Below are 26883 nucleotides of genomic sequence, written 5' to 3' on the forward strand. Positions count from 1 at the left end.
GTGACAGTCTGCCCGCATGACTGATCAGCCCATGCCGCGGCAGACGACCGGAACCGAGCCGTCGGCGGACCTCTGGACCTCCATCGACGCCCTGTGGACCTGGCTGGAGGCCAACCGCCCGGACGGCGCCGGCGGCGGCGACCAGAGCCTGTTCCTTCGCATGCTGAAGCTGTCGGAGGAGGTCGGCGAGGTCGCCCAGGCGGTGATCGGGGTGACCGGCCGGAACCCGCGCAAGGGCGTCACCCACACCTGGGAGGACGTCCAGGCCGAACTGTGCGACGTGGTGATCACGGCGCTGGTCGCCCTGCGAACGCTGACGCCGGACACGCGTGAGGTCTTCGCCGAGCATCTGGCACGGGTGACGGAACGCTCGCTGGGGGCGGCGCCGGGATCTTAGGGCCGGGGGCGTGTGTGGGCCGTGAACCGACGGGGACGTTCTGCCACCCCGTCCTGGTCGCTGATCGCTGATCGCTGGTCGCTGGTCGCTGGTCGCTGGTCGCTTCACGACGACAGGCAGCTGTCGGTGACCCGAGTTAGTCTGCGCTCACCCGAGCGTTTCACCCCTTTCACCCCTTTCACTTGTTTCGCTCGTTTCATTCGCTTCAGGAGGTATTCATGGCCTCGCGCCTCAACCCGTATCTCAGCTTCGACGGCGACGCCCGGCAGGCGATGGAGTTCTACGAGGAGGTCTTCGGCGGCACTCTCAAGCTCAACACCTTCGGGGAGTTCGGCCAGCAGGGCACCCCGGACGCGGACAAGATCATGCACGGCATGCTGGAGACCCCGAGCGGCTTCACCCTGATGGGCGCCGACACCCCGCCCGGCATGGAGTACACGCCGGGCAACACCTTCTCGGTGAGTCTCAGCGGGGACGACGAGACCGAACTGCGCAGATGGTGGGAGAAGCTGTCCGCAGGCGGTTCGGTCGCCGTCCCGCTGGAGAAGCAGATGTGGGGCGACGTGTTCGGCATGTGCACGGACCGCTTCGGCATCCCGTGGATGGTCAACATCGTCCAGCAGAGCAGCTGACGGGACACGGACGGGCCAGGGCGACCTGGCCGTCGCCGCCCCGCCCCCCCCGGCCGAATCCCTGCCCCCGCAGCACATGCTGTGGGGGCAGACGCAGTCCGACCAATGACACCGGCAAGTGGACGGCGTTGCTGCCGTCCTTGGGAGGAGACCCGCCGACGGACCTGACATGGGCGGATGTTATGGGCGGTTGCTGTTGCTATCTCGTTAACTGGAACCCTTGACGCTGAAGGCGCTTACGCGTTGGCTTTCACCACCTGGTCGCCAGGCTGCTCACTAGCCCCGGAAGGCACCTGTAGTGAACAACGCTTCCCCCACACTCCGCTCCGCCGCACGTCGTTTTCCCCTTGTCGTGGCCGCCTCCACGTCGGCCCTGTTGCTCACCGCCTGCGGCGCCATCGAGGGCATCGCCGGGAGCAGCAGCTCCGCGAGCCCGAAGAAGGGCGACGACATCACGGTGGGTCTTCTCCTGCCCGACAAGGACACGAGACGCTTCGAGAAGTTCGACTACCCCCTCATCAAGGAGAAGGTCGCCTCCCTCACCAACGACAAGGGCAAGGTCCGCTACGCCAACGCCGGCGCGAGCGCGGCCAAGCAGAGCCGGCAGTTCGAGGAGATGATCGACGCCAAGGTGGACGTGATCCTGGTGGACGCGGTCGACGCCAAGGCCATCGCGTCCGACGTCCAGAAGGCCAAGGACGCGAACATCCCCGTCATCGCCTACGACCGGCTCGCGCAGGGCCCCATCGACGGGTACGTCTCCCACGACAACGAGCTCGTCGGCCAGGTGCAGGGCCGCGCCATCGTGGGGGCCCTCGGCGACAAGGCCAAGACCAGCAAGATCGTCATGATGAACGGCTCGCTGGCCGACCCGAACACGGCCCTGTTCAAGCAGGGCGCGCTCAGCGAGCTGGACGGCAACGTCATCATCGCCAAGCAGTACGACACCAAGGAGTGGCTGCCGTCGGTCGCCAAGGCGAACATGACGAAGGCGATCCAGACCCTGGGACTCGACAACATAGCCGCCGTCTACTCGGCGAACGACGGGATGGCGGGCGCCGTCATCGAGGCACTGAAGGCAGCGGGCGCGACCAAGATCCCACCGGTGACCGGACAGGACGCCGACCTGGCCGCACTGCAGCGGATCGTCTCAGGCGAGCAGTACATGACCGTCTACAAGCCGTTCCTGCTGGAGGCGGACAACGCCGCGGAACTGGCCGTCGCCAAGGTCCAGGGCCGCACCCTCGAGTTCGACGCCCTGACCCCCGACAACGTCGACAGCCCGACGGAGAAGGCCATCCCGTCCAACCTGGTACAGGTGGTCGCCGTCACCAAGGACAACATCAAGCAGACGGTGATCCAGGACGGCGTCTACACCATCAAGGACATCTGCACGGCGGAGTACGCGGCGGACTGCGCGGAGATCGGCCTGAAGTAGCGAGAACTCGTGCGGGGCAAGGCACCCGGCCTGGCCCCGCGTCGGCGACCTCGTCACATGGGCCAGGCGGCCGGCCCGGCCGTCCGGAGCAGTGCACGGCGCTGCTCCGCGGTGAGGGCACGGCACGGCTCACGCCTCTCCCCCCACGGAGGCATGACTCCGACCGCGGCTACCCGCAAAGCGATCACGCCACTCCGATCGCCCTCTCCGTCTGCCGACGCTGCGACAGCAGATGCCCGGAGCCCCCGAACTCGACCGCCGCGCACGCGAAGCACTCGTCTAAGCTGCCCGCCGACCGGCCGACGAAGGGACGCAACCGTGGCTCAGCCGCACACCGATGACCAGCCCGAAGAGCTGCCACCCGCCTTAGGGTCCATGACCATTCTGGTGGCCGCCGTCATCGTCCACGACAAGGCCACCAACCGAGTCGTCCTCCTTCAGCGCGGCCCGAACGCGAAGTTCGGCCAGGGCATGTGGGACCTCCCCGTCGGCAAGAGCGAACCTGGCGAACCCATCACGGGAACGGCCGTACGCGAGCTGTACGAAGAGACCGGCCTGACCGTGAAGCCGGAGTCCCTGAAAGTCGCCCACATCATCCACGGTGCCCGGGGCGTCGAAGCCCCGAACGGCTTCCTCACCGTCGTCTTCGCCGCCCATGAATGGTCCGGGGAACCGGAGAACCGGGAACCGGGCAAGCACGCGCAGGTTTGCTGGGTCGACGTCGCCTCCCTCCCCGAGGAGTTCGTTGCCACCACCGCCAGCGCCCTCCATCGCCACCTCGCCGACGGTCCCCAGATCTCGCTCGGTGGTTGGTAAGAGGGACGAGTGATCTCCCCCTGGCCGAACCCTTCCCCCATCCCCGCCACGTGATCGGCACGCTCACCTAGGATGGCGAGCACCATCTCAGCGGCCCGACGGGCTTCCTGATCCGCCTGCGCGGCGGACGTCGGAGGACATGCCCCCACCCGCACGAGTCTTCTTCGTGCTGCCTGGGGGCGTTTCCTTGCTGTTCCGTGAGTCCGCGGCGTCCGTGGCCGCCCGCATCCTCGAAGGGTCGCTGGCGCTGCACCTGACCGAGAACTTCCGTCACCAGCACGGCCGGAGGCCCGCACAGGCGGAGATACGGTCCTGGGAACGCAGCCTCCCGGCGCTCGTCAACGCCCTGATCGAGGCCGGGCTCGACGACGTGGAGGTCCTCGTCGAGTACAGCCTGCCCCTCACCAGCAAGCGGGCGGACGCCGTACTCGCGGGCGTGCACCCGACCACAGGCGAGCCGTCGTACGTCGTGGTCGAACTCAAGCAGTGGAGCGCCGCCTATCCGGAGGAGGACGAGCCGCTGCTGTGCCGGATCGACGCGTACGCGCAGCCCGTACTCAACCCGATCGAGCAGGTGCGCGGCTACTGCGAGTATCTGCTGTCGTTCAACGGGGCGTTGGAGCGTATGCCCAAGTCCCTGGCCGGGGTGGCGTTCCTGCACAACGCGACCGAGTTCGGGGTCGCGGGGCTGAGGGAGGTCGAGGAGAACCAGCACGGTCGGATGTACACCGGGGAACAGCGCGGCGCCTTCCTGGACTTCCTGCGCTCACGGCTCGCCGCGAAACCCGGCGCACAGGTGGCGGACGTGCTGCTCGACGCCAAGGTGCGGCCGTCGAAGCAGCTGATGTCCGTCGCGGCAGCCGAGATCCGCGACCGCGAGCAGTTCGTACTCCTCGCCGAGCAGCGGGTGGCGTACGAGAAGGTGATGTCCGCCGTCCGCAGGTCCAAGCGCGGCAACCACAAGCAGGTGATCGTGGTGACCGGCGGCCCCGGATCCGGCAAGAGCGTGATCGCGCTGTCGGTCCTGGGCGAGCTGTACCGCCGTGGAATTCCCGCGCTGCACGCAACCGGATCGCAGTCGTTCACGAAGACGATGCGCAGGGTCGCCGGGCACAAGAAGCGTGAGGTGCAGCAGTTGTTCAAGTACTTCAACAGCTTCATGGACGCCGAGCCCAACGACCTCGACGTGCTGATCTGCGACGAGGCCCACCGACTCCGCAAGACCTCCGCCAACCGCTACACGAAGGCGGCGCTGCGTACCGGCCGGCCCCAGGTCGCGGAGCTGATCGACGCGGCCCGGGTCCCTGTCTTCCTGCTCGACCAGCACCAGGTGGTGCGGCCCGGCGAGATGGGAACCAGGCAGGAGATCGAACGGGCCGCCGCAGCACAGAACCTCGACTGCACGGTGGTGGAACTGGACGGCCAGTTCCGGTGCGGCGGCAGCGACGCGTACGAGAAGTGGGTCGTAGACCTCCTCGGCTTGGACGGCGGCACGCCCAACCAGTGGGAGCCCGACGGCAAGTTGCAGCTCCTTATCGCCGAAACCCCGCAGGAACTCGAGGACTTCCTCGTCGCGCGCCGAGAGGAGGGCTACGGCGCCCGCATGTCGGCCGGCTACTGCTGGAAGTGGACCACGAAGATCACCTCTGACATGACGACACTCCCCACCGACATCGTGATCGGCCAGTGGTCCCGCCCCTGGAACCTGTACGGCGACCGATCCGTACTCGGCGCCCCACCCGCCCCCCTCTGGGCCACCGACCCGGCCGGCTTCAGCCAGGTCGGCTGCGTCTACACCGCGCAGGGCTTCGAGTACGACTGGTCAGGCGTGATCATCGGCCCGGACCTGGTCTGGCGAACGGACCGCTGGGTCGTGGACCGCTCGGCCTCGAAGGACCCGTCTTTCACCAAGGCCACGCCGGACGACGACGTCGACCGACTCATCCGCAACACGTACAAGGTGCTGCTGACGCGGGGCATGGTCGGCACGATCCTCTACTCGACGGACGCGGAGACCCGCGAGAAGCTGCGGTCGCTCATTCATCCGACGTCGCGGGCAGAGGTGGCGGCGCTCGCGTAGTTCCGCGTCTTCGAGAGGTGATCGTCCGTGCCTCAGGCCGGTGTAGCGCCCGGTCGCGTGGCAGCCGCTCCCCGTGGCCTTCGTCCGGTGTCGATGCCGCCCACAAGAGGCGGTGCACTTCCGGACAACGCCTTCGCACGGCCCGAGCACGGATGATCCCCTCAGTTCCACCCAGGCTCGGCGGGCACCCGGCAACGAACCTGCTTCCCGCTCGCCGACCTCCACACCGAGATTCCGCTGGAGCGGCTGCGCCCTGCCACCGGGCAGTCCGACGAGTACATCTACCACTGGGTCGACACCCTGCAGACGTACTGGCTGCGGCGGCCGGGACTGGTGGGGAAACTGACCGCGACGTTCGAAGCGTCCGACCCTTCCGTGGCGCGGATTGCTCCGCGGGACATGCTGCAGGGGCAGCTCTATCCGCCGATCAACCTCTTCTACCACTTCGTGCGCAGGGACGTTGAGGGCTTCAGTCCGGCTCTGGCTGAGGCGTTGAAGCTGCACCGGGCGTACTGGACCCTGAACGAGGAGCGGACGACGGACATCGACGGCAGCATCGCGCTGGGGCCGCTGGCCATCGCGTGCCTCGCCTACGACGGCGAGCTGCCCATCGACGTCGAGTCCGAGTACCTGCCCCACCACCTGCTCCAACACAGCTGGCTCGAGGAGTTCCCGACCTGATCCGCGGGGCTGAGACAGCGAGGGATCTGTCAACTACCCAGCGCTAAGCAATGGGCTTGCGCAAGAGGCGTCACCGGGCGTGACGCGCTGCTTGCGTCAAGCTTCACGCCCGGATGTCCGGGTGGGGAGCGGGTGCCGTTGACTCGGCCCCCGCCTCGCCACGACTCCCACGCGCGGGCACGGTTGTTGCGGGAGCCTCCCCCGCTCTCGGCTTCACCCGAACGGGAGGTGCCGCCATCGGTCTCCGTGATCAACGAATCCGCAGTTCCGCCATGCAACCGGGGTGAGGGTGGGAGCTCCGCCCCCGTCCGCCCAGTACATCTGGAGTCGCGCGATCGCCTCGTCCTTAATCATCCCCGCCACGGTGTCCTCGTCGACGCCCCACGTGGCGGATGAGCAGATGTACCAGGCCAGCGGGAAGCGCGTCGCGTGGCGGCTCGGGGGCACCTCGGTCAGGCAGTTCGCCCTCCGTACGCGAACCCAGAACTCGTCCTCGGTGACGTCCAGTTGCTTCCAGCGGATGTGTCGCCGCATCGCGGCACCGTACGCGGTGCGGTCCACCGGGTACGAGATTCTGGTGCGCATGATCCTGCCGCCGTGCAGGGTGAGCTCGTAGGTAACGTGCTGGGTACCGGTGCGCCAGCATGCGTCCCGGACGCGTTCCCGCTGGGGCGAGGGAAACACGACAGGACCAGATGATCTTCGAAATGTCTCGCGACAACCTCGCTCAGACCTTCGGCGCCGAGCGGGTCAGGCAGGTCCCTCCAGCAGCAGCGCAGGTTCCGGATTCACCGGCGAGGCTTTTGCGCTCCTTACCAACGTCGGTCTTCCGAAGAACGAGTTCATCTCCTTCCCAACATTGATGACGCAGGTGCCGGGACTTCGAGGTACGCCTCTCCCTCACCGCAGCCCAAGTCCGCATCGAGGTCAGCGACACTCGCCCGGACCGGCTGCCCCCATTGCCCGACGGCGCAACCACTGCCACATCGCCGCCGCCCGACACGGCAACAAACGGCCGTGGCCTTCTCCTTGTCGACGCCTTCGCCACCCACTGGGGCTGCGAGCCGCGCAGCGAGTTCGTCAAAACCGTCTGGGCCGAGGTCTCCATGTGAGGGACCGGGCACACAGGGAAGGACACCTGTGCGATAGAACAGGTAGGCAATTGCTCGGGTCAACAGGCCTGTTCGCCGGATGGAGATGAGCGTGGGGCTGCCGCTGGACCTGAAGGTCATAGCCGAGGGCATGATCAAGGCGTCCATGGGAATGGTGGGCACGGTCATGGTCGGCACGCGCGATACCGCCATCGCGCTCTTCCACGAACTCGACCGGCAGCACGGCATGGCCGGGGACGACGATGCGGGGCGGGCGTTCGCGAAGGTGTACAAGTCGGCGGCCTCCACCACGCTCGACAAGATGGGCTTCAGCGCCTACGTGATGGGCGAGACCGGCAAGGGGCTGATGCGCAACGCCCGCGAATTCATGGCGCGTGAGAGCCACGTCGCCTCCGCGATCCTGAACAAGCAGGTGGACCTGACCGCCGGCATGGGCGACCCCGGAGCGGACTGCAGTGAGAGCTTCCTCGGGCGGGGCCAGGAGCTACCGGAAGTGGTCGGCGACACGGCTTGGTACGACCAGTACGCCCCGGCCGGCACGAGCGACCGTTTCCGCGGCTCGCCGGAGAAGCTGCGGGACGTCGCCACGTCCTGGCGCGCGGGCGGAAAGATGATGCTTCGCTTCCTGGAAGACGCCCAGGTGTACGCACACACGGCCGACAAGGCGCACTCCGGGGAGGCCGCGGACGCGTTCCGCCTCTATTTCAAGGCGTTCGTCGGCTTCGCGGGGCCGCCCGAACAGGCCCAGCAGGACGAGACGTTGGTCGCCAACCTCGTGGCGGCGTGCAACCAGCTCGCCAAAGCCTGTGACCAGTACGCGGATCACGTCGAAGCGGCGAAGCGGAAGATCACCCAGAACGATCTGGACCCCTTCCACGTCGAGATGCCGTGGGACCAACCGATGTTCGGCGGCAACGGCGACGACGGCGGGCTCCTCGACGCGGTACTCGGCGATCCCTGGATCCACCAGCTCGGCGACGTCGCCCATGCCCTGGACGAGTCCGAGAAGCGCGTCAAGCTCCCCCAGGGCTCTGACGATCCCCCCGGACTCCCCGTACCGCCTCTTCTTCCCGTGCCCGTTCCGGTCCCCGTGCCGCTGGTCCTCGCCTCCTACCACGGGCAGGCACCGGCCATCCTCCCGGCGATCAACAGGATCGACCCCTCTATCCCCGCCCAGGACCCCATCCCTCCGGTGCCCGGCACCACCCGCCTGCTCACTTCAGGAGAGCAGCCGCAGTTCCGGACGTGGCTGAACTCGCTCAACACCGGGGGCTTCGCCGGAGGTGGCGGTCCCACCAATCCCGACAACGCCTATCAGCTGCGCGTGGCCGGCTACCCGGAGCGCGAAGTGCCGCTCGTCGGCCGTAAGCAGGGGCTCATGGTGGACGGGATACGTCCCGTCGACGGCTACCTCGTCGAGGCGAAGCACGTCCGGGACCCGGACTGCGCGAAGCGCAGTTTCCGCAGCATCGAGCGCGTCAACGAGACGCTCGCCAAGCCCGTGAAGGTGGACGCCAAGGGCGACCCGAAGTGGGACCCGCTGATCGACGGCATGTACCGGGGTGACGAGTCGGAGCTGCGTCGGTACAAGAGCGCGATGGCCAACCCGGCGAACTCCGAGATCCGCGGTCTTGAGATCGTGACCAACGGCAAGGACAACGCGGCCTACTGGGAGTCGATGATGGCCATGAACGGCGTCACCGGCTCCACGCGGTACGTGCCCTGAGAGTGAAGGACTTCTGTGGCAGTCGAGCACACCCTGCGGTCGAACTTCGTCTTCGCTCCGCCCGAGGAGAACCCAGCCGCCTGGCAGGCGAGCCTGGAGACGTTCAGGGACGCGCTGGCGCGGGCTTTTCCCGATGCCTTCCTGGAGACGAACACGTCCAGCCTGCGCGATGTGCCTGTCCTGGACTTCGAGATCGAGGCGGAGACGGACCTCTTCGTCACCGGGACGGCTGCCATGCCCGCCCCGGACTATGCCCACATCAGCATCATCGACGTGACCGCCCACGCGGCCGCCTTGTTCGCCCAGTGGCTCCGCGACTCGTACGTTCCCTCACCCGCCAGTGTGCGTTTCCTGAGCAGTTTCGTCATGGAAAACGGCGACGAGGCGCCCTGGCCCCTCCCCCCGACAGGCGACGCCACGGAGATCGAGTCCGTCATGCGAAGCCACCTGGCCGCGGCCGGAGCCGAGTAGTCGACATGGCCCGTTGACGTGGCAGGAGATCCCGGCCTGGCTTCGACAATCATCGACGGCCCCGGATGACAGCTTGGGTTCTAGAGGTGGTCGCACTCCACGTCCCAGCCCCGATCGACCCGCCAGTGGGCTAAGGCCGCCGCCTGGTGCCGGAGCGTGTCGAGGGCATGTGCTCGACGAGATGCGCCAGAACCGAGGACCGGTTCGCGGTCGCGGCGCGCCCTCTCATCCCGCCCTGTCGGCGTGGACCGTCGAGGTGTTCGAGCGGTATGTCGCAGCCCGCGGCACCGAGCAGCGGGCGGCACCGGGAGGCCGGGCTCCCCCGACCGAGCCGGTCCGGCTGAGCTGGATGGCGCGGACCGAGAGGCGGGAGGTCCTGGACGCGCGTGGAGCGGGGCAGTACGAGCACACGACCTGGGGCCGTAAGTACGCCTCCGCCGACGGATCCGATGGAGCACCTTTCTGACCTGTGGGTTTCCGGGATCGGACCGGCTGTGACCTGCAAGGATCGGTTGCAGTGCCAGGGCCATCACGAGCGGCGCAGCTTCGGCGGCAGACGAGTCGGGCTATACGCCGGGTTCTGTCGCCCGGTCGCCTCGCGGCGGCCGGGGAGACGGCCATCCATCTAGGGCCGGCGTTGCCGCCGGCCTCGTGCGGTCTACCCGCGGACTCGGGCGGGCAGCCCTCAAGCGTCCGCGCAGAGCCGCTTTTTACGGCGGCCCCTTTTGACCTTGCTCCGGGTGGGGTTTACCTAGCTGCCCAGGTCGCCCTGGGCACTGGTGGTCTCTTACACCACCGTTTCACCCTTACCCGGTGCCGAAGCGCCGGGCGGTTTGTTTTCTGTGGCACTGTCCCGCGGGTCACCCCGGGTGGCCGTTAGCCATCACCCTGCCCTGTGGAGCCCGGACGTTCCTCGGGAAGTCCCTCAAGGGGACTCCACGCGGCCGTCCGCCCGGCTCGTCTGCCGTGTGGACCATGGTACCGGGCTCTCACCCTTCCCCGGCCCGGCCGGGGTGCCAGGAGGCACCGGGTGCTCCACCGTGTGCTCGCCCTCCCTCGGTCCGGCCGAGGGACCCGCCGGCCCCGGGCCGGCCGCCGTCGCCAGTACCGAGCCCGCCAGGATCAGCGTGAACGCCGCCACGATGCCCGCCGTCAGCGGCTCGTCCAGGAAGATCGCGCCCGCTGCCACCGCGACCGCCGGGTTGACGTACGTGAAGACCGTCGCCCTGGTCGGGCCCGCCTCCTTGATCAGCTCGAGGAAGGCCACGAAGGCGATCGCCGTGCAGACTGCGCCCAGGGCGGCCAGTGCGGCCAGGACCGTGGGGGTGGGCAGCTCGGCAGGCCAGGTCGCGGCCGCTGCCGGGGCGTAGACCAGTGCCGAGAGGGCCAGGCAGGGGGCGATGAGCTGGAGGGTCGGGACGTTCTTGAGGTGGCGCGCGGCGATCAAGGGGGCCGTCGCGTAGCCGATCACCGTGACCAGCACCTCGGCCAGTGACTTCGCGTCGCCGCCGGTCAGGTGCGGGACCGTGAGGACTCCGACGCCGGCCAGGCCGAGGCCCAGACCGGTCACCCGCCTCAGCCCCAGCCTCTCCGTCTCGCCGAAGAAGCGGGCCAGGGCCACTCCCACGATCGGGACGCCGGCGATCAGCAGGCCCGCCGTCGAGCTGGACAGGTGGCGTTCGGCGTCGGTCAGAGTCCACCAGGGGCCGATGATCTCGATGCACGCGAAGGCCAGCATCGGGCGCCAGTGGGTCCGTACGGTGCCGGGCAGGCCGCCCTGGCGGATCGCGAAGGGCAGGAGCAAGGCCGCACCCAGTGCGCAGCGCGTGAACACCACCATCGACGGGGAGAGCGGGGCGTCCACCGCCACCTTGATCAGCAGGTAGGGGATGCCCCAGACCACTCCCATCAGGGAGAACAGAAACCAGCCGCGTGCAGTCATGCGGCCATGTTCACCGGATCAGCGGCGGGCGTCTTGAACGCTGTTGCGGTACACCGCCGGGGTGACTCCGAGAACCCGTCGGAACCAGCGCGTGAGGTGTGCCTGGTCCGCGAAGCCCACCAGGCCCGCGACCTCCGCCGGACGCAGGCCCGACTCCAGCAGGCCGCGTGCCCGGTGCACCCGGTGCTGCGCCAGCCAGGCGTACGGGGGGATCCCCATCGTCGTACGGAAGGCCCGGAGGAGTTGGTAGCGGGACAGGCCCAGCTCGGAGGCGAGCAGGGCGAGGGAGGGGGGTTCCAGGAGTTCGTCGGCCAGGCGGTCGCGTACGGCGTGGGCGATGTGCGCGGCGCCGGGCACACCATCCCTCGCCGCGCGGGCCGTCGAGTGGCGGCGGGCCAGGGCGGTGAGCAGCCACGGGAGGCGGGACTCCGTCTCCAACGGGTCCGGGCAGGCGCTCAGTTCGGTGTGCGCCAGGCGTAGGGCGGCCGCCAGTTCGGGGTCGTCGAGGAGGGGCTCGCGGAAGTACGGCAGGCCGCCGAGGGTGCCGTCGGTGAGCAGGGAGGGCTCGGGGTACAGCGCTCGGTACGCGTAGCCGTCGGACGCGGCGGGGCGGCCCGTGTGCATCTCGCCGGGGGCCAGGACGACGATGGAGCCCGGGCCGGGGCGGAGGTGGTCGCCCCGGTAGTCGATGACCTCGGAGCCGCCGACGCAGATGCCGATGCTGAACTGCTCGTGCGTGTGCGAGGCGTAGGCGTGCCGGTCGAAGCGGGCGGTGAGCAGGTCGAGGGGAGGGCCGCAGCGGCCCAGGCGGGCCCTGGTCCACAGTGCCTGCTCCATACGTCCCCCTGGTCGTCGTCCCGAGGGTGCAACGTCGTGGTGCTCAGAGAAAGTCCGACGTGTCCAGGTCGAAGGAGAAGGGTTCGGGGAGGGTGAGGGGCTTGACCTCCGCCCGCGTGAGCGGCTCGTGGGCCATGGCGGTCATGTCACGCCCCTCCTTCGGTCGCTCGCCAGACTGGGACATCGGCTGATCACCGTCCGTGAGATCGGAAACCGTTGCCTCGATCGTGGCACACGACCCGCGCCCCCGTCAGGCACCGGCCCGCGTCCTTGACCCTGCCGCGACGTCAGCGTTTCTACTGATCCCATGCGGATCGGAGAACTCGCCGCGGCCGTGGGTGTGACCACCCGGACCGTGCGGCACTACCACCACCTCGGACTGTTGCCGGAGCCCGAGCGGCTCGGCAACGGCTATCGGGACTACACGCTCCGGCATGCCGTCGTGCTCGCCCGGATCCGGCGGCTGACCGAGCTCGGGCTCGGGCTCGGAGAGGTGCGGGACGTGCTCGCGGAGGATGCCGGGAAGGATCTCGTGGAGGTGCTCACCGAGCTCGACGAGGACCTGGCTCGGCAGGAGGCGGCGATCCGGGAACGGCGGGCTCGGCTGCGGGCTCTTCTTCAGGCGGGCGCGCTGCCCGCCGAGGGGCCGGTCTCGCCGGAGCTGGCGACGCTGTTCGGCGAGGTCGGGCAGGTGTCCGGCTCGCCCATGGCCGCCAAGGACCGCGAGATCCTCGCGCTGCTCGACACCTCGGCCACCCCGGAGACCCGGGAGCAGCTGATCGGGCTGGTGGGCAGCGCCTTCGCCACCCCGGGTGGGGTGGAGCGGGCCCGTGAGGCGTACGCGCTGCTCGACGCGCTCGCCGACGCCGGACCGGACGATCCACGCGTGGACGAGGCCGCCCGCGCTCTCGCCGACTGTCTGCCCGCCGAGCTGCTCCCGGAGGCCGACATCGATCACAACGGCAGTTTCCTGCGCGCCTTCTACGCGGATTTCGCGCCGGCGCAGGCTGAGGCGATCCGCCGGACGCTGCGGATCCTGACCGACCCGACCGACCCGACCGACCCGACCGACGTGACCGACCCGACCGACCAAACCGACGTGACCGACCCGACCGACCCGACCGAGGGGGATGTGAGACGACGATGAGGATCGCTCACTTGCTCGTCCTGCACGAGTTGCGCATGCTCGCGAGTCTCGCGTTGTGGGTCGTGCGGAGGACGCACGGCACCGGTGACGGCGGGCGGGCCTTCGGGTACGCCCGGGGGCAGGGCGCGATGATGTTCGGGTTCGCGTTCGTGTGTGTGGTGGAGACGCTGACGATGTCGGTGCTGCTGCGCGACTACCCGATCGTGCACGGCGTGGTGTTGGTGCTGGACGTGTACACCGTCGTCTTCGTCCTCGCGCTGCACGCGGCGAACGTGGTCCGGCCGCATGTGCTGGACGCCGGGTCGCTGCGGATCCGCCGGGCCGTTCACGTGGATCTGCGCATCCCGCTGGAGAAGGTCTCGGCGGTACGGAGTGAGCTACGGGCCGCCCACCAGCGGGCGGACGGCGAACTCGACCTCGCCGTGGGCGCGCAGACCTCCGTCACCCTCGAACTCACCGAGCCCGTACCGCACTCGAACTTCCTCGGTCGACGTCGTGACGTGCGCCTCGTCCGCTTCCACGCCGACGACGCCCCCGCACTCGTACGCGCGCTCACGCAGGGGCAAAGCGCACTCTCGGCTGGGGTCCCGGTCCCGGATCGGCCTGCGTGAGCCGCACCCGCAGCCGCTCCCCCAGCGGCAGCGGGGCGCCGCCCTCGATCCGGCCGATGACCGCGGGCGACTCCAACTGCACCACGCCGCTGGTGGGTTGGCGCTCGTCCAGGTCCACCACGCACCCGTCGAAGACCTCCCCGACCCGGCCTTGGAGCAGCATGGCCTCGACGAGGTCGACGCAGCCCCGCTCGGCGGCCCCCGCGCGCCGGCCGCCGTCGGCCATCTCGCCGCGCAGGGCGTCGAGGGCGGTGAGCACCCACTCCGGCGGGTCCTGGCCGGCGGCGGCCGCGAGGCAGATCTCGGAGGCGTACCGGTCGACGAGGCGGCGCAGCGGGGCCGTGCAGTGGGCGTAGGGGGCGGCGACGGCGGCGTGGGTGGTGATCTCCGGGAGTTCGCCGTTGCGGAAGGGCGTGTAGCCGGCGCCGCGCAGGAGGGTCGTGCACTCCTGGAGGAAGGCCGCGTGCTGCGCGCGCTGCGGGTCCAGGGAGCGGACCAGCCGGTCGTACGAGACGTGGTGCGGCCAGTCGATGTGCAGGGCGTGCGCGGTACGGCGCAGGCGGCCGACCGCGCCGTCGGGGGCCGGGGGCAGCGTGCGGAGGACCCCGGTGCCGTGGGCGATCATCAGGTCCGCCGCGGCCATCCCGGTGAGCAGGGAGATCTGCGCGTTCCAGCCTTCGGCGGGGAGCGGGGCGCGGTAGGTCAGCTCGTACGCCCCCTCCTGTCGGACGATCTCCTGCTCCGGCACGTTGAGCGAGATGCCTCCGCGCTCGACCTCCAGCGCCTCCCGCAGCTCCCCGATCTCCTTCAGGAGCGCGAGCGGCTCCTCGGCCGCGCCTGAGTCGATCCGCCGCTGCACGCCCGCGTAGTCGAGCTTGGCCCGGCTGCGGACCAGGGCCCGGCGGACTTCGGCGGTGAGGGTACGGCCGTCCGCGTCGAGGTCGATGGTCCACAGCGCGGCGGGGCGCACCCGGTCCGGCAGCAGGCTGGCCGCGCCCTCGCTGAGCGCGGGTGGATGCAGCGGCACCTTCTCGTCGGGGAAGTAGAGGGTGGTGACCCGCCGGTGGGCCTCGGTGTCGAGGGCCGAGCCGGGTGCGACGAACGCGGCGACGTCGGCGATGGCGTACCGGACGCGGTAGCCGGTGCCCCGCCGGGACAGGTGCATCGCCTGGTCGAGGTCGGTGGAGGTGGGCGGGTCGACGGTGAACAGGGGGATGTCGGTGGCGTCGTGGGAGGGAGGGGTGGGGGCCTTCGCCGACTGCTCGGCCTCGGCGAGGGCCTGCGGCGGGAAGCTGTCGGGCACGCCGAGTTCGTCGCGCAGTGCGCTGAGGGCGGCCCGGAGGGGGGCTTCGGGGGCTCCGGTCACGCGGAGGTGGCGGCGGGGCATACAGCGAGCGTAGGGCTCGGGCCCTTGGGTGGCACGCCGTACGCTGTCCGGAGCTCTACAGAAGGAGATCCACCCGTGCTTGTCCTGCTGCCGCCCTCCGAAGGCAAGGCCTCCTCCGGCCGCGGCGCCCCGCTGAAACTCGAGTCGCTGTCGTTGCCGGGACTGACCGGCGCCCGCGAGGCCGTGCTCGAGGAGCTCGTCGAACTGTGCGTCGGCGACGAGGACAAGGCGCGCGAGGTGCTCGGGCTGAGCGAGGGGCTGCGGGGCGAGGTCGCGAAGAACGCCGAGCTGCGGACGGCGGGGGCGCGGCCCGCCGGGGAGGTCTACACGGGCGTGCTGTACGACGCGCTCGGCCTGGCGTCCCTGGACACCGCCGCGAAGAAGCGCGCCGCGCGCTCGCTGCTGGTGTTCTCGGGGCTGTGGGGCGCGGTCCGGGTGACCGACCGTATCCCCTCCTACCGCTGCTCGATGGGTGTGAGGCTGCCCGGGCTGGGGGCGCTGGGCGCGCACTGGCGTACGCCGATGGCGTCGGCGCTGCCCGAGGTGGCCGGGGCCGGGCTGCTGCTGGACCTGCGGTCCTCGGCGTACGCGGCCGCGTGGAAGCCGAAGGGTGAGGTCGCCGGGCGGACGGCGACGGTACGGGTGCTGCACGCGCCGACCCGAAAGGTCGTCAGCCACTTCAACAAGGCGACGAAGGGGAAGATCGTCCGCAGTCTGCTGTCGGCCGGGATCTCTCCGGCGGGACCGGCGGAGCTGGTGGAGGCGCTGCGGGACCTCGGGTACGTGGTGGAGGCGGAGGCGCCCGCGAAGGCGGGGGCGGCCTGGGCGCTGGATGTGCTGGTGGACGAGATTCACTGACGCTCCGGCCGGGTCGGAGTACGACTGCGAGGCGTGGGACCACGCGACAGGCACGCCCGACAGGCACCTCCGGTAAGCACCCTCGACCGGCACCCCCGGCAGGCACCCCCGGCAGGCACCCTCGACAGGCACCCCCGACAGGCACCTTCGGCAGCACGTCCGGCCGGCATTGCAGTATGCGCAACGTCCTTTGCGTGACGTGCAGCGCGTCGGCAGGATGGCGTCATGGCCCCGTCGCTCCTGGACCTTGCCCCCGTCGTGCCCGTCGTCGTCATCGAGGACGCCTGCGACGCCGTGCCCCTCGCCCGTGCGCTCATCGCCGGGGGGCTGCCCGCGATCGAGGTGACACTGCGGACGCCCGCCGCGCTCGACGCGATCCGGGAGATCGCCGGGGAGGTGCCGGAGGCCGTCGTCGGCGCCGGGACGGTTCTGACACCGGGGCAGGTCACGGAGTCGGTGGCGGTCGGGGCGCGCTTCCTGGTCAGCCCGGGCTGGACGGACGTACTGCTGACGGCGATGCGGGGGTCCGGCGTGCCGTTCCTGCCGGGGGTGTCGACCACGTCCGAGGTGGTGACCCTGCTGGAGCGCGGGGTGCGGGAGATGAAGTTCTTCCCGGCGGAGGCGGCCGGCGGTACGGCGTATCTGCGGTCGCTGGCGGGGCCGTTGCCGCAGGCGCGGTTCTGTCCGACCGGCGGGATCGGGCTCGGCTCCGCGCCGGACTATCTGGCCTTGCCCAACGTCGGCTGTGTGGGCGGGAGTTGGATGCTGCCGAGGGACGCGGTGGCGGCGCGGGACTGGGCCCGGATCGAGGAGCTGGCCCACGCGGCGGCGTGCCTCCGTACTCCCTGAGGCGGCGTCTGTTCAGCGCAGGTGGGACGTGTCGTTGAGGAGCCGGACGCTGGCGTTGCCGTCCGCGTAGTAGGCCACCGCCGACAGGGAGGCCGCCGACAGTTCCATGCGGAACAGGGACTCGGGCGGGGCGCCGAGGGCGAGCCGTACGAACGTCTTGATCGGGGTGACGTGGGTGACCAGCAGGACCGTGCGGCCCGCGTACGCGGCGACCAGCCTGTCGCGGGTGGCGGCGATCCGGGTGGCGGTGGCCGCGAAGCTCTCGCCGCCGCCGGTGGGCTCGGCCTCCGGGTCGGCCAGCCACTTGGTCAGGTCGTCCGGGTGCCGCTCACGCACCTCGCCGAAGGTGAGCCCCTCCCAGGCGCCGAAGTCGGTCTCGCGCAGGCCGTCCTCGACGGTGACGTCGAGGCCCAGCCGGGCGGCGACGGCCGCGGCGGTCTCGCGGGTACGGGCGAGCGGCGAGGCGACGATGTGCTGGACGGTGCCGCGCCGTGCCAGGGCGGCCGCGACCCGCTGGGCCTGGTCCCGCCCGACGTCGGACAGGGACGGGTCGCTGCCGCCACTCCCCGAGAACCTCTTCTGCGGCGTCAACGGGGTCTCCCCGTGGCGCAGCAGCACGAAGGTCGCGGGCGCCCCCATGTCGGCCGCCCCCCACCCCGGCGACGCCACGACCCGCGCGGCCCGCGCATCGGCGCCCCGCACGTCGGCGCCCCGCACGTCGTCCTTGGCCCGCGCGGCGTCCTCGGTCTCCGCGACCCCGCCGCCCGACGGCTCCGCCGCACCGCGCCGGGAAGCACTGGCGGCGCCAGCCGCGTCGGCAGTGTTAGCCGCGTCGGCAGTAGAAGCCGCGCCGGCAGCGGAAGCCGCGTCGACGACGGCGGAAGCAGCAGCGGCAGCCGCGTCAGCGGCGGAACGTCCCCCCGCCAGAGCCGCCCGTGCCCGCGCCGCGCCCGCGGTCGCGTCTCCGGGCGGGCCGGACGGCTCGGGAGCCGCGGCGGCCACAGCTCGCGCGGCCGCCGTGTCCAGCTCGGCTGTCGACGCGGACGCCGACCACTGCTCCCCCCGCTTGCCCGCGTCCATCGCCTCGTTGGCGAGGCGGTCGGCGTGCTTGTTCCGCTCGCGGGGGATCCACTCGTAGGTGACCTGGGAGGACGGGAAGACGCGGGCCGCCTCCGACGCCAGCGGCTTCATGTCGGGGTGCTTGATCTTCCAGCGGCCCGACATCTGCTCGACGACGAGCTTGGAGTCCATACGGACGTGGACCCGGGCCGTGGGGTCGAGTTCGTGGGCGGCGCGCAGGCCCGCCACCAGCCCCCGGTACTCGGCCACGTTGTTCGTGGCGACACCGATGTACTCGGCCACCTCGACGAGGGTCTCCCCCGTCGCCGCGTCGATCACCACGGATCCGTAGCCAGCGGGCCCCGGGTTGCCCCGCGACCCGCCGTCTGCCTCGACGATGAACTCCCGCACGTCCAAAGCCCCTTAAGCCTTGAGCCCTACGCCTTTGAGCCCTCAGGCCCCTTGCCGACTAGAGACCCGATTCGGACGTGCGCACCAGGATGCGACGGCAGTTCTCGCAGCGGACGACCGTGTCGGGCGCCGCCGCGCGGATCTCGTTGATGTCGGTGATCGCGAGCTCCTGGCGGCAGCCCTGGCAGGTCCGCTGGTACAGCTTGGCCGCGCCGATGCCACCCTGCTGCTCGCGCAGCTTGTCGTACAGCTTGAGCAGGTCGGCGGGGACGGAGGCCGCGATGACCTCGCGCTCCTTGGTCACGGCGGCCACCTCGCCGTCGATCTCCTCGGTGGCGGCGTCGCGGCGCGCGGTCGCGTCGTCGATCTTCGCCTGGACGGACGAGACCCGCTCGCTGAGCTCGGCCACCCGCTCCTGCACGGACTCGATGCGCTCCATGACCTCAAGGACGATGTCCTCGAGGTCGCCCTGCCGCTTGGCGAGGGAGGCGATCTCGCGCTGGAGGTTCTCCAGGTCCTTCGGGGAGGTGACCGCGCCGGAGTCCAGGCGCTGCTGGTCACGGACGGAGCGCTGGCGCACCTGGTCCACGTCCTGCTCGGCCTTGGTCTGCTCGCGGATGGTGTCGCTCTCCTCGGTCTGCGCGGCGACGAGGAGGTCGCGCAGCTGGGTGAGGTCCCGGGTCAGCGACTCGATCTCGGCGTGCTCGGGCAGCGACCTGCGCCGGTGCGCGAGCTGCTGGAGGCGCACGTCGAGGTTCTGTACGTCGAGAAGGCGGATCTGGTCGGCGGGCGCGGCGTTCAGTTGGGGGCTCCCAGTGGGTCAGAGGTGGGCGTGGACGCCGCGTGGGCGGTCCAGGGGTCGGTGACCGTCTTCGAGACGTGGACCCGAAGGCCCCATCCCTTGCGGTCGGAGATCTCGTCGAGCTGGGCGGCGGCCAGCTCGCACCAGGGCCATTCGGTGGCCCAGTGCGCCGCGTCGAGCAGCGCGAGAGGACTGTGGGCGCGGGCTTCGGAGGCCGGGTGGTGGCGCAGGTCCGCGGTGAGGAAGGCGTCGACGCCGGCCGCGCGGACCTGGTCGAAGAGGCTGTCGCCGGAGCCTCCGCTCACGGCGACCGTGCGGACCACGGCCTCGGGGTCGCCCGCCACCCGGATGCCCTGCGCGGTCGCGGGCAGGCGTTCGGCGGCGCGGGCGGCGAGTTCACGGACGGTCAGCGGGTGGTCGAGCTCGCAGATCCGGCCCAGGCCACGGTGGCCGTCGGGATCGGTCGGGTCCGGCACCAGGGGGCGTACGACCCGCAGGTCGAGCGCTCCGGCCAGGGCGTCGGACACGCCGGGGTCCGCGGTGTCCGCGTTGGTGTGGGCGACGTGCAGCGCGATGTCGTGCTTGATGAGGGTGTGCACCACGCGGCCCTTGAAGGTGGAGGCCGCGACCGTCGTCGTACCGCGCAGATAGAGGGGGTGGTGGGTGACCAGCAGGCCGGCGCCCAGCTTCACCGCCTCGTCGACGATCTCCTGGACCGGGTCGACGGCGAACAGGACCCGGGAGACCTCCTGGTCGGGTTCGCCCACGACGGTGCCGACCGCGTCCCAGGACTCGGCCCGCTCGGCGGGCCACAGGCTCTCCAGCGCGGCGATGACTTCAGACAGACGGGGCACGGGGAAAGGCTACCTGGCTGTTCTCCCCCGCTGAACCGGCGACCGGACCCGGACACGGCAGGTGGTCCCGCTCAGCACAGTCGCCCCGGCTTCCTCAGGCGAATCGTTCCTGGGCCACACCTTTGTGTGAAGTCGACGCTTGCCGGTCCCACGTCCGTGCGTACGAAAACTAGCTTCGTCGCCGGAGGTGACCAGACGATGACGGCCTGTGCGATCGAGCCCGCGTCGGACGGCGTGGAGGGTGACGGCGCGGACGGTGACGACGCGGACGGCGCCGCCCGGCCGGAGTGCACCATCACGGCGGACGGCGCCTACGCGGCCCGGCTCACGCTGGACGGCGACTCCTGGTTCCCGGAGCGCTGGACGCTGGACGGCCCGGAACCGTACGCGGTGCCGCTGCCCGGCAACCAGCCGGAGGAGCCCGGCACCGAGGTGCAGCCGATGGGCGACGGACGGGTCCTCATCCGGCGCCTCGCGGACGGACGGCACAACTTCTCGCTCCTCTACCCCACCGGACCCGGCACCGGCGAACTCCCGCTGGGCGCGGTCGAGTGCCCGGACCGGGGCACCCGGCTGCGGCTGCTGCCGCCGGCGCCGGGCGGCGAGAAGGCGTACGCCCTCGCCGTGGGCCGGCACTCCAGCACGGTGTGGCTGGTGGCGGGCGGCGCCTTCGGCCCCGAGCACATCGCGGAGATCCCGGGACGCTGCTCGGGCGGGGCGTGGCTGGACCGCACGGGGCGGATGCTGGCGCTGGACCGGAAGGCCGGCGGCCGGACCAAGGCCGTCGTGGTCGACCTGGAGCGGGGTGGCGAGGTCTCGCCGCTGCTGCAGATCGCGGCGGACAGCGACGACCGGCTGCTGCTCGCCGACCCGGACAGCGGGTTGCTGCTGATCCGCTCGGACGCGCCGTCGCCGGGGCAGGGCCGGCTGGGCTGGGGGGTCGTCGGCAGCACTCTGCCGGTGCGGTTTCCGGAGAGCCTGCGGGTGCCGGGCTGCGCGGTCACGCCGTTCGCCATCCAGCCGGGCCAGGTGCTGACGCCGGAGAGCTGCGCGGTGGCCCTGCGGGTGGACGGGCCGGTCGCCAGCTGGGTCGGGGTGTGGCGGCCCGCGCAACGCCGGATGCACCACCTCCCGGCGCCCGAGGGGTGGCTGGCGGGCGCCGGGCTGTGGACCGGGGACGGTGTGCTGCACCTCCCGTACGCGACGGCCGGTGCGCCGTGCGGGCTGGCCCGGGTGGCGGCACCGTCGGGGGACGCGGAGGGCGCGGGGGGCGCGGGGGATGCGGGGGATGCGGGGAATGCGGGGGGCGCGGGGAAGGCGGGGGGCTCGGGTGAGGCCGGGGGCACGGGGGCCATGGGGAGAGCGGGGGGCTCGGAGGCCATGGGGGGCGCGGCGGGCTCGGGGAGCGCGGGGTGCTCGAAGGGCGCGGGGGGCGCGGGGATGGAGGGTCCGGTCCGGGACGGTACGGCTTCGCGGGCGGTGTCGGGGGACGGTGTCCCGGCGTCCGGTGAGCCGCCGGAACCGGACCCTCCGGGACCGGTCGCGTGGCGCCCTGTGCCGCTTCAGGAAGCTCCGTTGGGGCGTCTTGTAACGAAGTAGTGCCGGTTGGCGTGGCCGCCTGGATCCGGGCCCCGGACCGCCGGTTAAACTCGCCCGGCTGTTCAGAAAGATCATGTTGACGGGGTGAGATATTCCGATGAGCGACGCCAGCACGAACCAGCAGACTGCCGACGTCCAGGAGCCCACCGGCCAGGGCCGGCACCGGGGTCCGGTCGCGGTGCAGGACGGTGAGACGGCCCCCCGCGGCCGTCACCGCAAGCCGGTCGAGCAGACCGAGCACGCGGCCTGACGCAGCCTCAGGCAGTCGTTTTTCCACGAGGTCCCCGGCATCGACGGATGCCGGGGACCGTCGCGTTGTGGCCCGGTCCCGGAGACGGCCACCGACCGCGGCAGCGTTGCCCGGCGTCGCCGCCGCAGCAGTCACCTCAGCCGCTGCCGGGCGGGTAATGCGTCAGGCGCGCCACAACCCCAGCACCTCCCCCGCCGCGAACAGCAGCCTCCGCCGCTGCCGCAGCCGCAGCCGGGCGGGTAATGCGTCAGGCGCGCCACAACCCCAGCACCTCCCCCGCCGCGAACAGCAGCCTCCGCCGCTGCCGCAGCCGGGCGGGTACTGCGTCAGGCGCGTCGCAGCCCCAGCACCTCCGCCGCCGCGAACGTCTCTCCCTCGGGCCGCCCCGCGTAGTGCGCGGTGAGCAGCGCGTCCAGTTCGTCGTAGCTGAACGTGTCCTGCTTGCTGTCGAACTGCGCCTGAATCCGCGGCCGTTCGACGATCGCCACCATGCCGCCGTGCACGACGAGCAGCTGGCCGTTGACCCGTGCGGCGGCCGGCGAGGCCAAGTAGCCGACGAGGGGGGCGACATGCTCGGGGGCGAGCGGGTCGAGACCGTCGGCGGGCCGCTCGAACCCGGCGAAGACGTCCTCGGTCATCCGGGTGCGGGCGCGCGGACAGACGGCGTTGGCGGTCACCCCGTACTTGGCGAGCGCGAGGGCGGTGGAGGTAGTGAGCCCGACGATCCCGCCCTTGGCCGCCGCGTAGTTGGGCTGCCCCGCCGATCCCGCGAGGAACGCCTCCGACGAGGTGTTCACGATCCGCCCGTACACCGGACCACCGACCGCCTTGGACCGCTCGCGCCAGTGCGCGGCCGCGAAGCGGGTGGTGTTGAAGTGGCCCTTGAGGTGTACACGGATGACCGCGTCCCACTCCTCCTCCGTCATGGAGAAGACCATGCGGTCGCGCAGGATGCCCGCGTTGTTGACCAGGACGTCCAGCTTGCCGAACTCGGCGACCGCCGACTCGACCAGTTCGCGGGCCGCCTGGAAGTCCGCCACGTCCCCGGTGTGGGCGAGTGCTCTTCCGCCGGCCGTACGGATCTCGGCGGCGACCTGTTCGGCGGGGGCGGCGGAGGCCTCGCCCGAGCCGTCCCGGCCGGGCTGCCCGTAGTCGTTGACCACGACGGCCGCGCCGAGTCGGGCCAGTTCCAGCGCCTCGGCCCGGCCCAGGCCCCGGCCGGCTCCGGTGACGATCGCGCAGAGTCCCTCCAGTGGCAGTGCCATGCCCGCCCTCAGATCTCGACGCAGGTACGAAGGGCGGCCCCCGTGCGCATCTGGTCGAGCGCCTCGTTGATCTCGCTCAACGGCACCCGGTGGGTGATCAGGCCGTCCAGGTCGACGCGGCCGGCCCGCCACAGGGCGATCGTCCGCTCGTAGGAACGCAGGACGTCTCCACCGCCGTACATCGACGGCAGGATCCGCTTCTCGTCGAAGAACAGCTCGAACATGTTGAGCTGGAGGAAGTCGTCCATGGCGCCCGCGCCGACGACGACCAGGGTGCCGCCGCGACGGGTGGTGTCGTACGCCGTCCGGGCGGTGGCCGACCTGCCGACGACCTCGAAGACGTAGTCGAAGCCCTCGCCACCGGTGACCTGCTGCTTGACGTCGGCGAGTTCGTCGGGTGAGACGGCCCTGGTCGCGCCGAACGTGAGCGCCGCCTCGCGCCGGGAGGCGACCGGGTCGACGGCGACGATCTCGGCGGCGCCGCGCAGCCGCGCGCCCTGGATCGCGGAGACGCCCACGCCCCCGCATCCGATGACCGCGACCGACGAACCCGCCTCCACGTCCGCGGTGTTGAGTGCCGCGCCCAGCCCCGTGGTCACCCCGCAGCCGATCAGGGCGGCGATGTCGAAGGGCACGTCGTCGGGTATCGGCACCGCGCAGCCCGCGTCGACCACGACCTCCTCGGTGAAGGTGCCGGTGCCGGCGAAGCCGAAGACGTCGCCGCCGGGCCGCCGGAAGTTGGGGGTGCCCGCGTTCATGAAGCCGGCCAGGCACAGTTCGGTCTGGCCGCGCCTGCAGGCGGGGCAGACACCGCAGGCGGGCAGCCAGCACACGACGACCCGGTCGCCGGGCTTCAGGTGGCCGACTCCGTCCCCGACCTCCAGGATCTCGCCGGCGCCCTCGTGTCCGGGGACGAACGGCGCCGGCTGGGGCAGCACACCGGCCATCGCGGACAGGTCGGAGTGGCACAGCCCGGTGGCCCGCACCCGGATCCGCACCTTGCCGGGGCCGAAGCCCACCGCCTCGACGTCGTCGAGGACCTCCAGCTTGTCCTGGCCGATCTCGTGCAGTACGGCTGCGCGCATGGTGCGGCTCCCCTCGGGCGACGGTCTGACTCAGGTGTGTTCGACGATGGTGTCGGCGAGAACGGGCGCGTCCTCCCGTTCGACGGCGCTCACGGCCACCCGCACGCCGTCGTCGCGCCGCCACATGCGGATCCGCAGGGTCTCCCCCGGGTAGACGACCCCGGCGAACCGGGTGCCGTACGACCGCACCCGGGTCACGTCCCCGCCGAGCAGCGTGTCGACGACCGCCTTGAGGGTCATCCCGTACGTGCACAGTCCGTGCAGGATGGGCCGCTCGAACCCGGCGACCTTGGCGAACTCCGGGTCGGCGTGCAGCGGGTTCCAGTCTCCGGAGAGACGGTAGAGAAGGGCCTGGTCCTCGCGGACCGGCCGTTCGACGACCCTGTCCGGCTCCCCGGCGGGCGGTTCGAGGCGCGCGGACGGGCCCCGGTCGCCGCCCCAGCCGCCTTCCCCTCGTACGAAGATCTGGGCGTCGTTGGTCCACAGCGGGCCGCCGGCGTCGGCGACCTCGGTCCGCATGACCAGCACGGCCGCCTTGCCCTTGTCGTACACGGCGGCGATGCGCGAGGTCGCGGTGGCGGTGCCCTCGGTCGGGAGCGGGCGGTGGATCTCCAGCTTCTGGCCGCCGTGCAGCACCCGGGCCAGGTCGACCTCGACGCCGGGCATCGACAGACCGCTGATCACCCCGGGCGAACCAGCGCCCGCGACGGTGGCGAAGCTGGGCAGGACGTGCAGCCGGGACTCCAGGGTGTAGCGCAGTTCGTCGGGGTCGGTGGCGGGCGATTCCTTGTCGGGACGCGCTCCGGCGCCGATGCCGAGGTGGTAGAGCTGCACGTCCTTCGAGGTCCAGGCGATCTCACCGGTACGGGGCTCGGCGGCCAGTGCCTCGGCTGCGTCGATGGGCATGGGGCTCCTGAGGGTTCAGAGACCTCGGTACGGCCGTCCGCACCGTCGGCCGCACCGAGGTCGACACGGGCCGATCTAGAACGCGTTCCAGTCCGGCGCCCTCTGTATAGCCCAGCCCTCCGCAGTTGTGAAGGCTCCTGACGGGGTGTCAGCATCGAGGGTCATCGGCTGCGTCCCCGCTCGCCAGACCTCGGCGAGAACACCCGTGACCTTCGTCCTGCCCCGGTCCGGAAACCGCATCCGTGGGGTTCCGCGCCGTCCGGAAGGCCGCCTACCGCGTCACCTCCACCGACTTGTACTCCGTGCCCTTCGGTGCCAGGCACACGAACCAGTTCACCGGAGAGCCCTCGGCCGTGCGGATCGCCGGGGTCTCGGTGGACACCTCCTCGTTCGGCGCGGGCTTGTTCACCTTGGTGGTCGTGCCGTCCTTCCAGGTGCAGGTGACCTGCCGGGCGGTCTTGGCGACCTGGCCCACGACCAGCCGCTGAGGGGCGTCGGAGCCGCCCCTCAGCGCCATGGCGGCGGATTCGATGTCCGTGCCGGCCATGGTGTGGTCGACGCCGGTGAACACGTCCTCCATCACCGTCGAACCCGTGTCACCGTCGCCCCGGTTCACGAAGAACGAGCTCTTGCCGACCAGTTGTGACGCCTCAGCCTCGGGGGGCGTGACCCCGAACTCGGCCATCTCGGCCATCTGGGCCATCTGGGCCATCGCCTCCCCCTCGTCGCGCGGCGCCGCCCACACGTCGATCAGGACATGCCACTTCCTGCCGTTCTCCGTGCCGGTCGCCAGCATGGTCCGCTGGGGCAAGGACACGTCCGCCGACGCGGTCACCGACGGCTGCGTCGCCGCCGGCGTCACCCGCCCCTCGCCCCCACCCGGCAGCCCCGCGACCGCCAGCGTCGCCGAGGAGGCGGCCAGCACCAGAGCCGTGGCCGTCGCCACCGCCCAGCGCCGTGCCCTGCGGCGACGGCCGCCGCGGAGCACCGCGTCGTAGGGGGCTATGCCGATCTCGACCTCGTCCGTGGCGTCGGCCAGCAGGACGGCGATGTCGGTGATGTCGCTGTTCGCCATGTCGTGGTTCGTCTCCCGGTCCGCGCCCATCACGTCCGCCCTCCACTCGTCACCATCTCGGACAGACCCGGTATGGCGCGGAGCTTCGCGATCCCCTTGGCCGCGTTGCTCTTCACCGCACCCACCGAACAGCCCATCGCCTCGGCCACCTGCGTCTCGGTCAGGTCCTCCCAGTACCGCAGGACCACCGCCTCGCGCTGCCTCGGGGGCAGTTGGGCGAGTGCCTTCAGCAGGGCGTTGCGGTCCTCCGCCTGGGAGATACGGTCACCGCTGTCGGCGACCTCGCGCACCAGACCCGAGTCGTCCCTGGGTGCCAGGAACTCCTTGAGGCGCCTGCGGTGCCTGCGGGCGTGGGCGTTGATCATCACGCGCCGTACGTATGCCTCCGGGTCGTCGGCCGAGCCGACCTTGCGCCAGGCCACGTAGACCTGTTCGAGCGTCGTCTGGACCAGGTCCTCCGCGGCGTGCTGCTCCCCCGTGAGGAGAAATGCCGTCCGCAGCAGCCGTGGCCAGCGGCCGATGACGAAGCTCTGGAACTCCTTGTCCCGAGCCTCCTTGCGATCCCCCATGGGCACCTCCTAGATGTGTAAAGG

General features: G+C 71.0%; 25 protein-coding genes, 1 other RNA gene and 2 pseudogenes. 15 read left to right on the forward strand and 13 right to left on the reverse strand.

Annotation, left to right across the window (positions count from 1 at the left end; translation table 11 throughout):
* Positions 1-16: 16 nt before the first annotated feature.
* The 6 genes and pseudogenes from AQJ84_RS10560 to AQJ84_RS10585 form a co-directional block, all read left to right on the forward strand.
* Positions 17-397: a MazG-like family protein gene (locus AQJ84_RS10560; RefSeq protein WP_051869706.1), complete on the forward strand. Its 381-nt coding sequence runs from the start codon at positions 17-19 to the stop codon at positions 395-397.
* A 218-nt stretch (positions 398-615) separates the two neighbouring features.
* Positions 616-1029: a VOC family protein gene (locus tag AQJ84_RS10565; RefSeq protein ID WP_030039174.1), complete on the forward strand. Its 414-nt coding sequence runs from the start codon at positions 616-618 to the stop codon at positions 1027-1029.
* Between the two features lie 352 nt (positions 1030-1381).
* Entirely contained in the window at positions 1382-2467 is a 1086-nt protein-coding gene (locus AQJ84_RS10570) for a sugar ABC transporter substrate-binding protein (protein WP_030039173.1), read from the forward strand.
* Positions 2468-2785: 318 nt separating this feature from the next.
* On the forward strand, positions 2786-3283 hold the full coding sequence (locus tag AQJ84_RS10575) for an NUDIX domain-containing protein (protein WP_037802526.1): 498 nt from the start codon (positions 2786-2788) through the stop codon (positions 3281-3283).
* Between the two features lie 187 nt (positions 3284-3470).
* Complete coding sequence (locus AQJ84_RS10580; RefSeq protein WP_030039170.1) at positions 3471-5363, forward strand: DUF2075 domain-containing protein; 1893 nt, start codon at positions 3471-3473, stop codon at positions 5361-5363.
* A 225-nt stretch (positions 5364-5588) separates the two neighbouring features.
* Positions 5589-6044, forward strand: a pseudogene (locus AQJ84_RS10585) (immunity 49 family protein); the annotation flags it as partial.
* 213 nt (positions 6045-6257) lie between these two features.
* Here the strand turns inward: AQJ84_RS10585 and AQJ84_RS10590 are convergent.
* Entirely contained in the window at positions 6258-6629 is a 372-nt protein-coding gene (locus AQJ84_RS10590) for a hypothetical protein (protein WP_198536424.1), read from the reverse strand.
* A 612-nt stretch (positions 6630-7241) separates the two neighbouring features.
* Here AQJ84_RS10590 and AQJ84_RS10595 point away from each other — a divergent pair.
* The 3 genes from AQJ84_RS10595 (at position 7242) to AQJ84_RS10605 (ending at position 9819) form a co-directional block, all read left to right on the forward strand.
* Entirely contained in the window at positions 7242-8882 is a 1641-nt protein-coding gene (locus AQJ84_RS10595; protein ID WP_030039168.1) for a restriction endonuclease fold toxin-2 domain-containing protein, read from the forward strand.
* 15 nt (positions 8883-8897) lie between these two features.
* Positions 8898-9353 (forward strand): hypothetical protein, encoded by a 456-nt coding sequence (locus AQJ84_RS10600; RefSeq protein ID WP_030039167.1) that lies wholly within the window; start codon positions 8898-8900, stop codon positions 9351-9353.
* Positions 9354-9534: 181 nt separating this feature from the next.
* On the forward strand, positions 9535-9819 hold the full coding sequence (locus AQJ84_RS10605; protein WP_157875059.1) for a hypothetical protein: 285 nt from the start codon (positions 9535-9537) through the stop codon (positions 9817-9819).
* A gap of 87 nt (positions 9820-9906) precedes the next feature.
* Here AQJ84_RS10605 and rnpB read toward each other — a convergent pair.
* The 3 genes and pseudogenes from rnpB to AQJ84_RS10620 all read right to left on the reverse strand — a co-directional run bounded on the left by rnpB (position 9907) and on the right by AQJ84_RS10620 (position 12132).
* An RNA gene (gene rnpB / locus AQJ84_RS10610) (RNase P RNA component class A) lies at positions 9907-10313 on the reverse strand.
* A gap of 199 nt (positions 10314-10512) precedes the next feature.
* Positions 10513-11295 (reverse strand): annotated as a pseudogene (locus tag AQJ84_RS10615) (DMT family transporter); the annotation flags it as partial.
* An 18-nt stretch (positions 11296-11313) separates the two neighbouring features.
* Positions 11314-12132, reverse strand: coding sequence for an AraC family transcriptional regulator (locus AQJ84_RS10620; RefSeq protein ID WP_030039165.1), 819 nt, complete (start codon positions 12130-12132; stop codon positions 11314-11316).
* Between the two features lie 307 nt (positions 12133-12439).
* Between AQJ84_RS10620 and AQJ84_RS10625 the strand changes: the two genes are divergently transcribed.
* Together AQJ84_RS10625 and AQJ84_RS10630 are read left to right on the forward strand one after the other, a co-directional pair.
* Complete coding sequence (locus AQJ84_RS10625; protein WP_078631710.1) at positions 12440-13279, forward strand: MerR family transcriptional regulator; 840 nt, start codon at positions 12440-12442, stop codon at positions 13277-13279.
* Complete coding sequence (locus AQJ84_RS10630) at positions 13276-13890, forward strand: hypothetical protein (protein ID WP_030039163.1); 615 nt, start codon at positions 13276-13278, stop codon at positions 13888-13890. Before AQJ84_RS10625 ends, AQJ84_RS10630 begins: the two co-directional genes overlap by 4 nt.
* On the opposite strand, the gene AQJ84_RS10635 is transcribed toward AQJ84_RS10630, so the two are convergent.
* The gene (locus tag AQJ84_RS10635; protein WP_053193888.1) at positions 13832-15277 is read right to left on the reverse strand and encodes an RNB domain-containing ribonuclease; all 1446 of its coding nucleotides are present in this window, start codon (positions 15275-15277) and stop codon (positions 13832-13834) included. The genes AQJ84_RS10630 and AQJ84_RS10635 overlap by 59 nt on opposite strands.
* 75 nt (positions 15278-15352) lie before the next feature.
* Here AQJ84_RS10635 and yaaA point away from each other — a divergent pair, with 75 nt between their 5' ends.
* Both yaaA and eda read left to right on the forward strand, forming a co-directional pair.
* A complete protein-coding gene (gene yaaA, locus AQJ84_RS10640; protein WP_030039162.1) occupies positions 15353-16135 on the forward strand; it encodes a peroxide stress protein YaaA in 783 nt (260 codons plus the stop codon).
* A 225-nt stretch (positions 16136-16360) separates the two neighbouring features.
* Positions 16361-16984: a bifunctional 4-hydroxy-2-oxoglutarate aldolase/2-dehydro-3-deoxy-phosphogluconate aldolase gene (gene eda, locus AQJ84_RS10645; RefSeq protein WP_030039161.1), complete on the forward strand. Its 624-nt coding sequence runs from the start codon at positions 16361-16363 to the stop codon at positions 16982-16984.
* 12 nt (positions 16985-16996) lie between these two features.
* Here the strand turns inward: eda and AQJ84_RS10650 are convergent, their stop codons facing one another.
* The 3 genes from AQJ84_RS10650 to AQJ84_RS10660 are packed head-to-tail and all read right to left on the reverse strand — an operon-like array spanning position 16997 to position 20110.
* Entirely contained in the window at positions 16997-18454 is a 1458-nt protein-coding gene (locus tag AQJ84_RS10650) for a bifunctional RNase H/acid phosphatase (RefSeq protein WP_053193891.1), read from the reverse strand.
* Positions 18455-18512: 58 nt separating this feature from the next.
* A complete protein-coding gene (locus AQJ84_RS10655; RefSeq protein ID WP_030039159.1) occupies positions 18513-19256 on the reverse strand; it encodes a zinc ribbon domain-containing protein in 744 nt (247 codons plus the stop codon).
* Positions 19253-20110, reverse strand: a complete 858-nt coding sequence (locus tag AQJ84_RS10660) for a Nif3-like dinuclear metal center hexameric protein (RefSeq protein ID WP_030039158.1) — start codon at positions 20108-20110, stop codon at positions 19253-19255. The genes AQJ84_RS10655 and AQJ84_RS10660 overlap by 4 nt, the downstream gene beginning before the upstream one ends.
* A gap of 198 nt (positions 20111-20308) precedes the next feature.
* Here AQJ84_RS10660 and AQJ84_RS10665 point away from each other — a divergent pair, with 198 nt between their 5' ends.
* Together AQJ84_RS10665 and AQJ84_RS43425 are read left to right on the forward strand one after the other, a co-directional pair.
* Positions 20309-21709 (forward strand): hypothetical protein, encoded by a 1401-nt coding sequence (locus AQJ84_RS10665; RefSeq protein WP_059198814.1) that lies wholly within the window; start codon positions 20309-20311, stop codon positions 21707-21709.
* Positions 21710-21806: 97 nt separating this feature from the next.
* Positions 21807-21959, forward strand: coding sequence for a hypothetical protein (locus AQJ84_RS43425; protein ID WP_164873068.1), 153 nt, complete (start codon positions 21807-21809; stop codon positions 21957-21959).
* 326 nt (positions 21960-22285) lie between these two features.
* Here the strand turns inward: AQJ84_RS43425 and AQJ84_RS10670 are convergent, their stop codons facing one another.
* The 5 genes from AQJ84_RS10670 to AQJ84_RS10690 all read right to left on the reverse strand — a co-directional run bounded on the left by AQJ84_RS10670 (position 22286) and on the right by AQJ84_RS10690 (position 26859).
* On the reverse strand, positions 22286-23224 hold the full coding sequence (locus AQJ84_RS10670; protein ID WP_053192001.1) for a 3-oxoacyl-ACP reductase: 939 nt from the start codon (positions 23222-23224) through the stop codon (positions 22286-22288).
* Positions 23225-23232: 8 nt separating this feature from the next.
* Entirely contained in the window at positions 23233-24309 is a 1077-nt protein-coding gene (locus AQJ84_RS10675; protein ID WP_030040294.1) for a Zn-dependent alcohol dehydrogenase, read from the reverse strand.
* A gap of 30 nt (positions 24310-24339) precedes the next feature.
* Positions 24340-25215, reverse strand: coding sequence for a MaoC/PaaZ C-terminal domain-containing protein (locus AQJ84_RS10680; RefSeq protein ID WP_030040293.1), 876 nt, complete (start codon positions 25213-25215; stop codon positions 24340-24342).
* Positions 25216-25486: 271 nt separating this feature from the next.
* Positions 25487-26320 carry a hypothetical protein gene (locus AQJ84_RS10685; RefSeq protein ID WP_030040292.1) on the reverse strand — a complete coding sequence of 278 codons (834 nt, stop codon included), beginning with the start codon at positions 26318-26320 and terminating at the stop codon, positions 25487-25489.
* A complete protein-coding gene (locus AQJ84_RS10690) occupies positions 26320-26859 on the reverse strand; it encodes a SigE family RNA polymerase sigma factor (protein ID WP_030040291.1) in 540 nt (179 codons plus the stop codon). Before AQJ84_RS10690 ends, AQJ84_RS10685 begins: the two co-directional genes overlap by 1 nt.
* Between the last annotated feature and the right edge of the window lie 24 nt (positions 26860-26883).

The sequence above is a fragment of the Streptomyces resistomycificus genome, from assembly GCF_001514265.1.
Classification (GTDB): Bacteria; Actinomycetota; Actinomycetes; order Streptomycetales; family Streptomycetaceae; genus Streptomyces; species Streptomyces resistomycificus.

Coding starts and splice junctions, on each gene's coding strand:
- AQJ84_RS10630 (WP_030039163.1), top strand. CDS start 13,276: ATGAGGATCGCTCACTTGCTCGTCCTGCACGAGTTGCGCATGCTCGCG.
- AQJ84_RS10605 (WP_157875059.1), top strand. CDS start 9,535: ATGCGCCAGAACCGAGGACCGGTTCGCGGTCGCGGCGCGCCCTCTCAT.
- AQJ84_RS10635 (WP_053193888.1), bottom strand. CDS start 15,277: ATGCCCCGCCGCCACCTCCGCGTGACCGGAGCCCCCGAAGCCCCCCTC.
- AQJ84_RS10620 (WP_030039165.1), bottom strand. CDS start 12,132: ATGGAGCAGGCACTGTGGACCAGGGCCCGCCTGGGCCGCTGCGGCCCT.
- AQJ84_RS10670 (WP_053192001.1), bottom strand. CDS start 23,224: ATGGCACTGCCACTGGAGGGACTCTGCGCGATCGTCACCGGAGCCGGC.
- eda (WP_030039161.1), top strand. CDS start 16,361: ATGGCCCCGTCGCTCCTGGACCTTGCCCCCGTCGTGCCCGTCGTCGTC.
- AQJ84_RS10560 (WP_051869706.1), top strand. CDS start 17: ATGACTGATCAGCCCATGCCGCGGCAGACGACCGGAACCGAGCCGTCG.
- AQJ84_RS10665 (WP_059198814.1), top strand. CDS start 20,309: ATGACGGCCTGTGCGATCGAGCCCGCGTCGGACGGCGTGGAGGGTGAC.
- AQJ84_RS10685 (WP_030040292.1), bottom strand. CDS start 26,320: ATGGGCGCGGACCGGGAGACGAACCACGACATGGCGAACAGCGACATC.
- AQJ84_RS10590 (WP_198536424.1), bottom strand. CDS start 6,629: ATGCGCACCAGAATCTCGTACCCGGTGGACCGCACCGCGTACGGTGCC.
- AQJ84_RS10595 (WP_030039168.1), top strand. CDS start 7,242: ATGAGCGTGGGGCTGCCGCTGGACCTGAAGGTCATAGCCGAGGGCATG.
- AQJ84_RS10675 (WP_030040294.1), bottom strand. CDS start 24,309: ATGCGCGCAGCCGTACTGCACGAGATCGGCCAGGACAAGCTGGAGGTC.
- AQJ84_RS10680 (WP_030040293.1), bottom strand. CDS start 25,215: ATGCCCATCGACGCAGCCGAGGCACTGGCCGCCGAGCCCCGTACCGGT.
- AQJ84_RS10565 (WP_030039174.1), top strand. CDS start 616: ATGGCCTCGCGCCTCAACCCGTATCTCAGCTTCGACGGCGACGCCCGG.
- AQJ84_RS10690 (WP_030040291.1), bottom strand. CDS start 26,859: ATGGGGGATCGCAAGGAGGCTCGGGACAAGGAGTTCCAGAGCTTCGTC.
- AQJ84_RS43425 (WP_164873068.1), top strand. CDS start 21,807: ATGAGCGACGCCAGCACGAACCAGCAGACTGCCGACGTCCAGGAGCCC.
- AQJ84_RS10625 (WP_078631710.1), top strand. CDS start 12,440: ATGCGGATCGGAGAACTCGCCGCGGCCGTGGGTGTGACCACCCGGACC.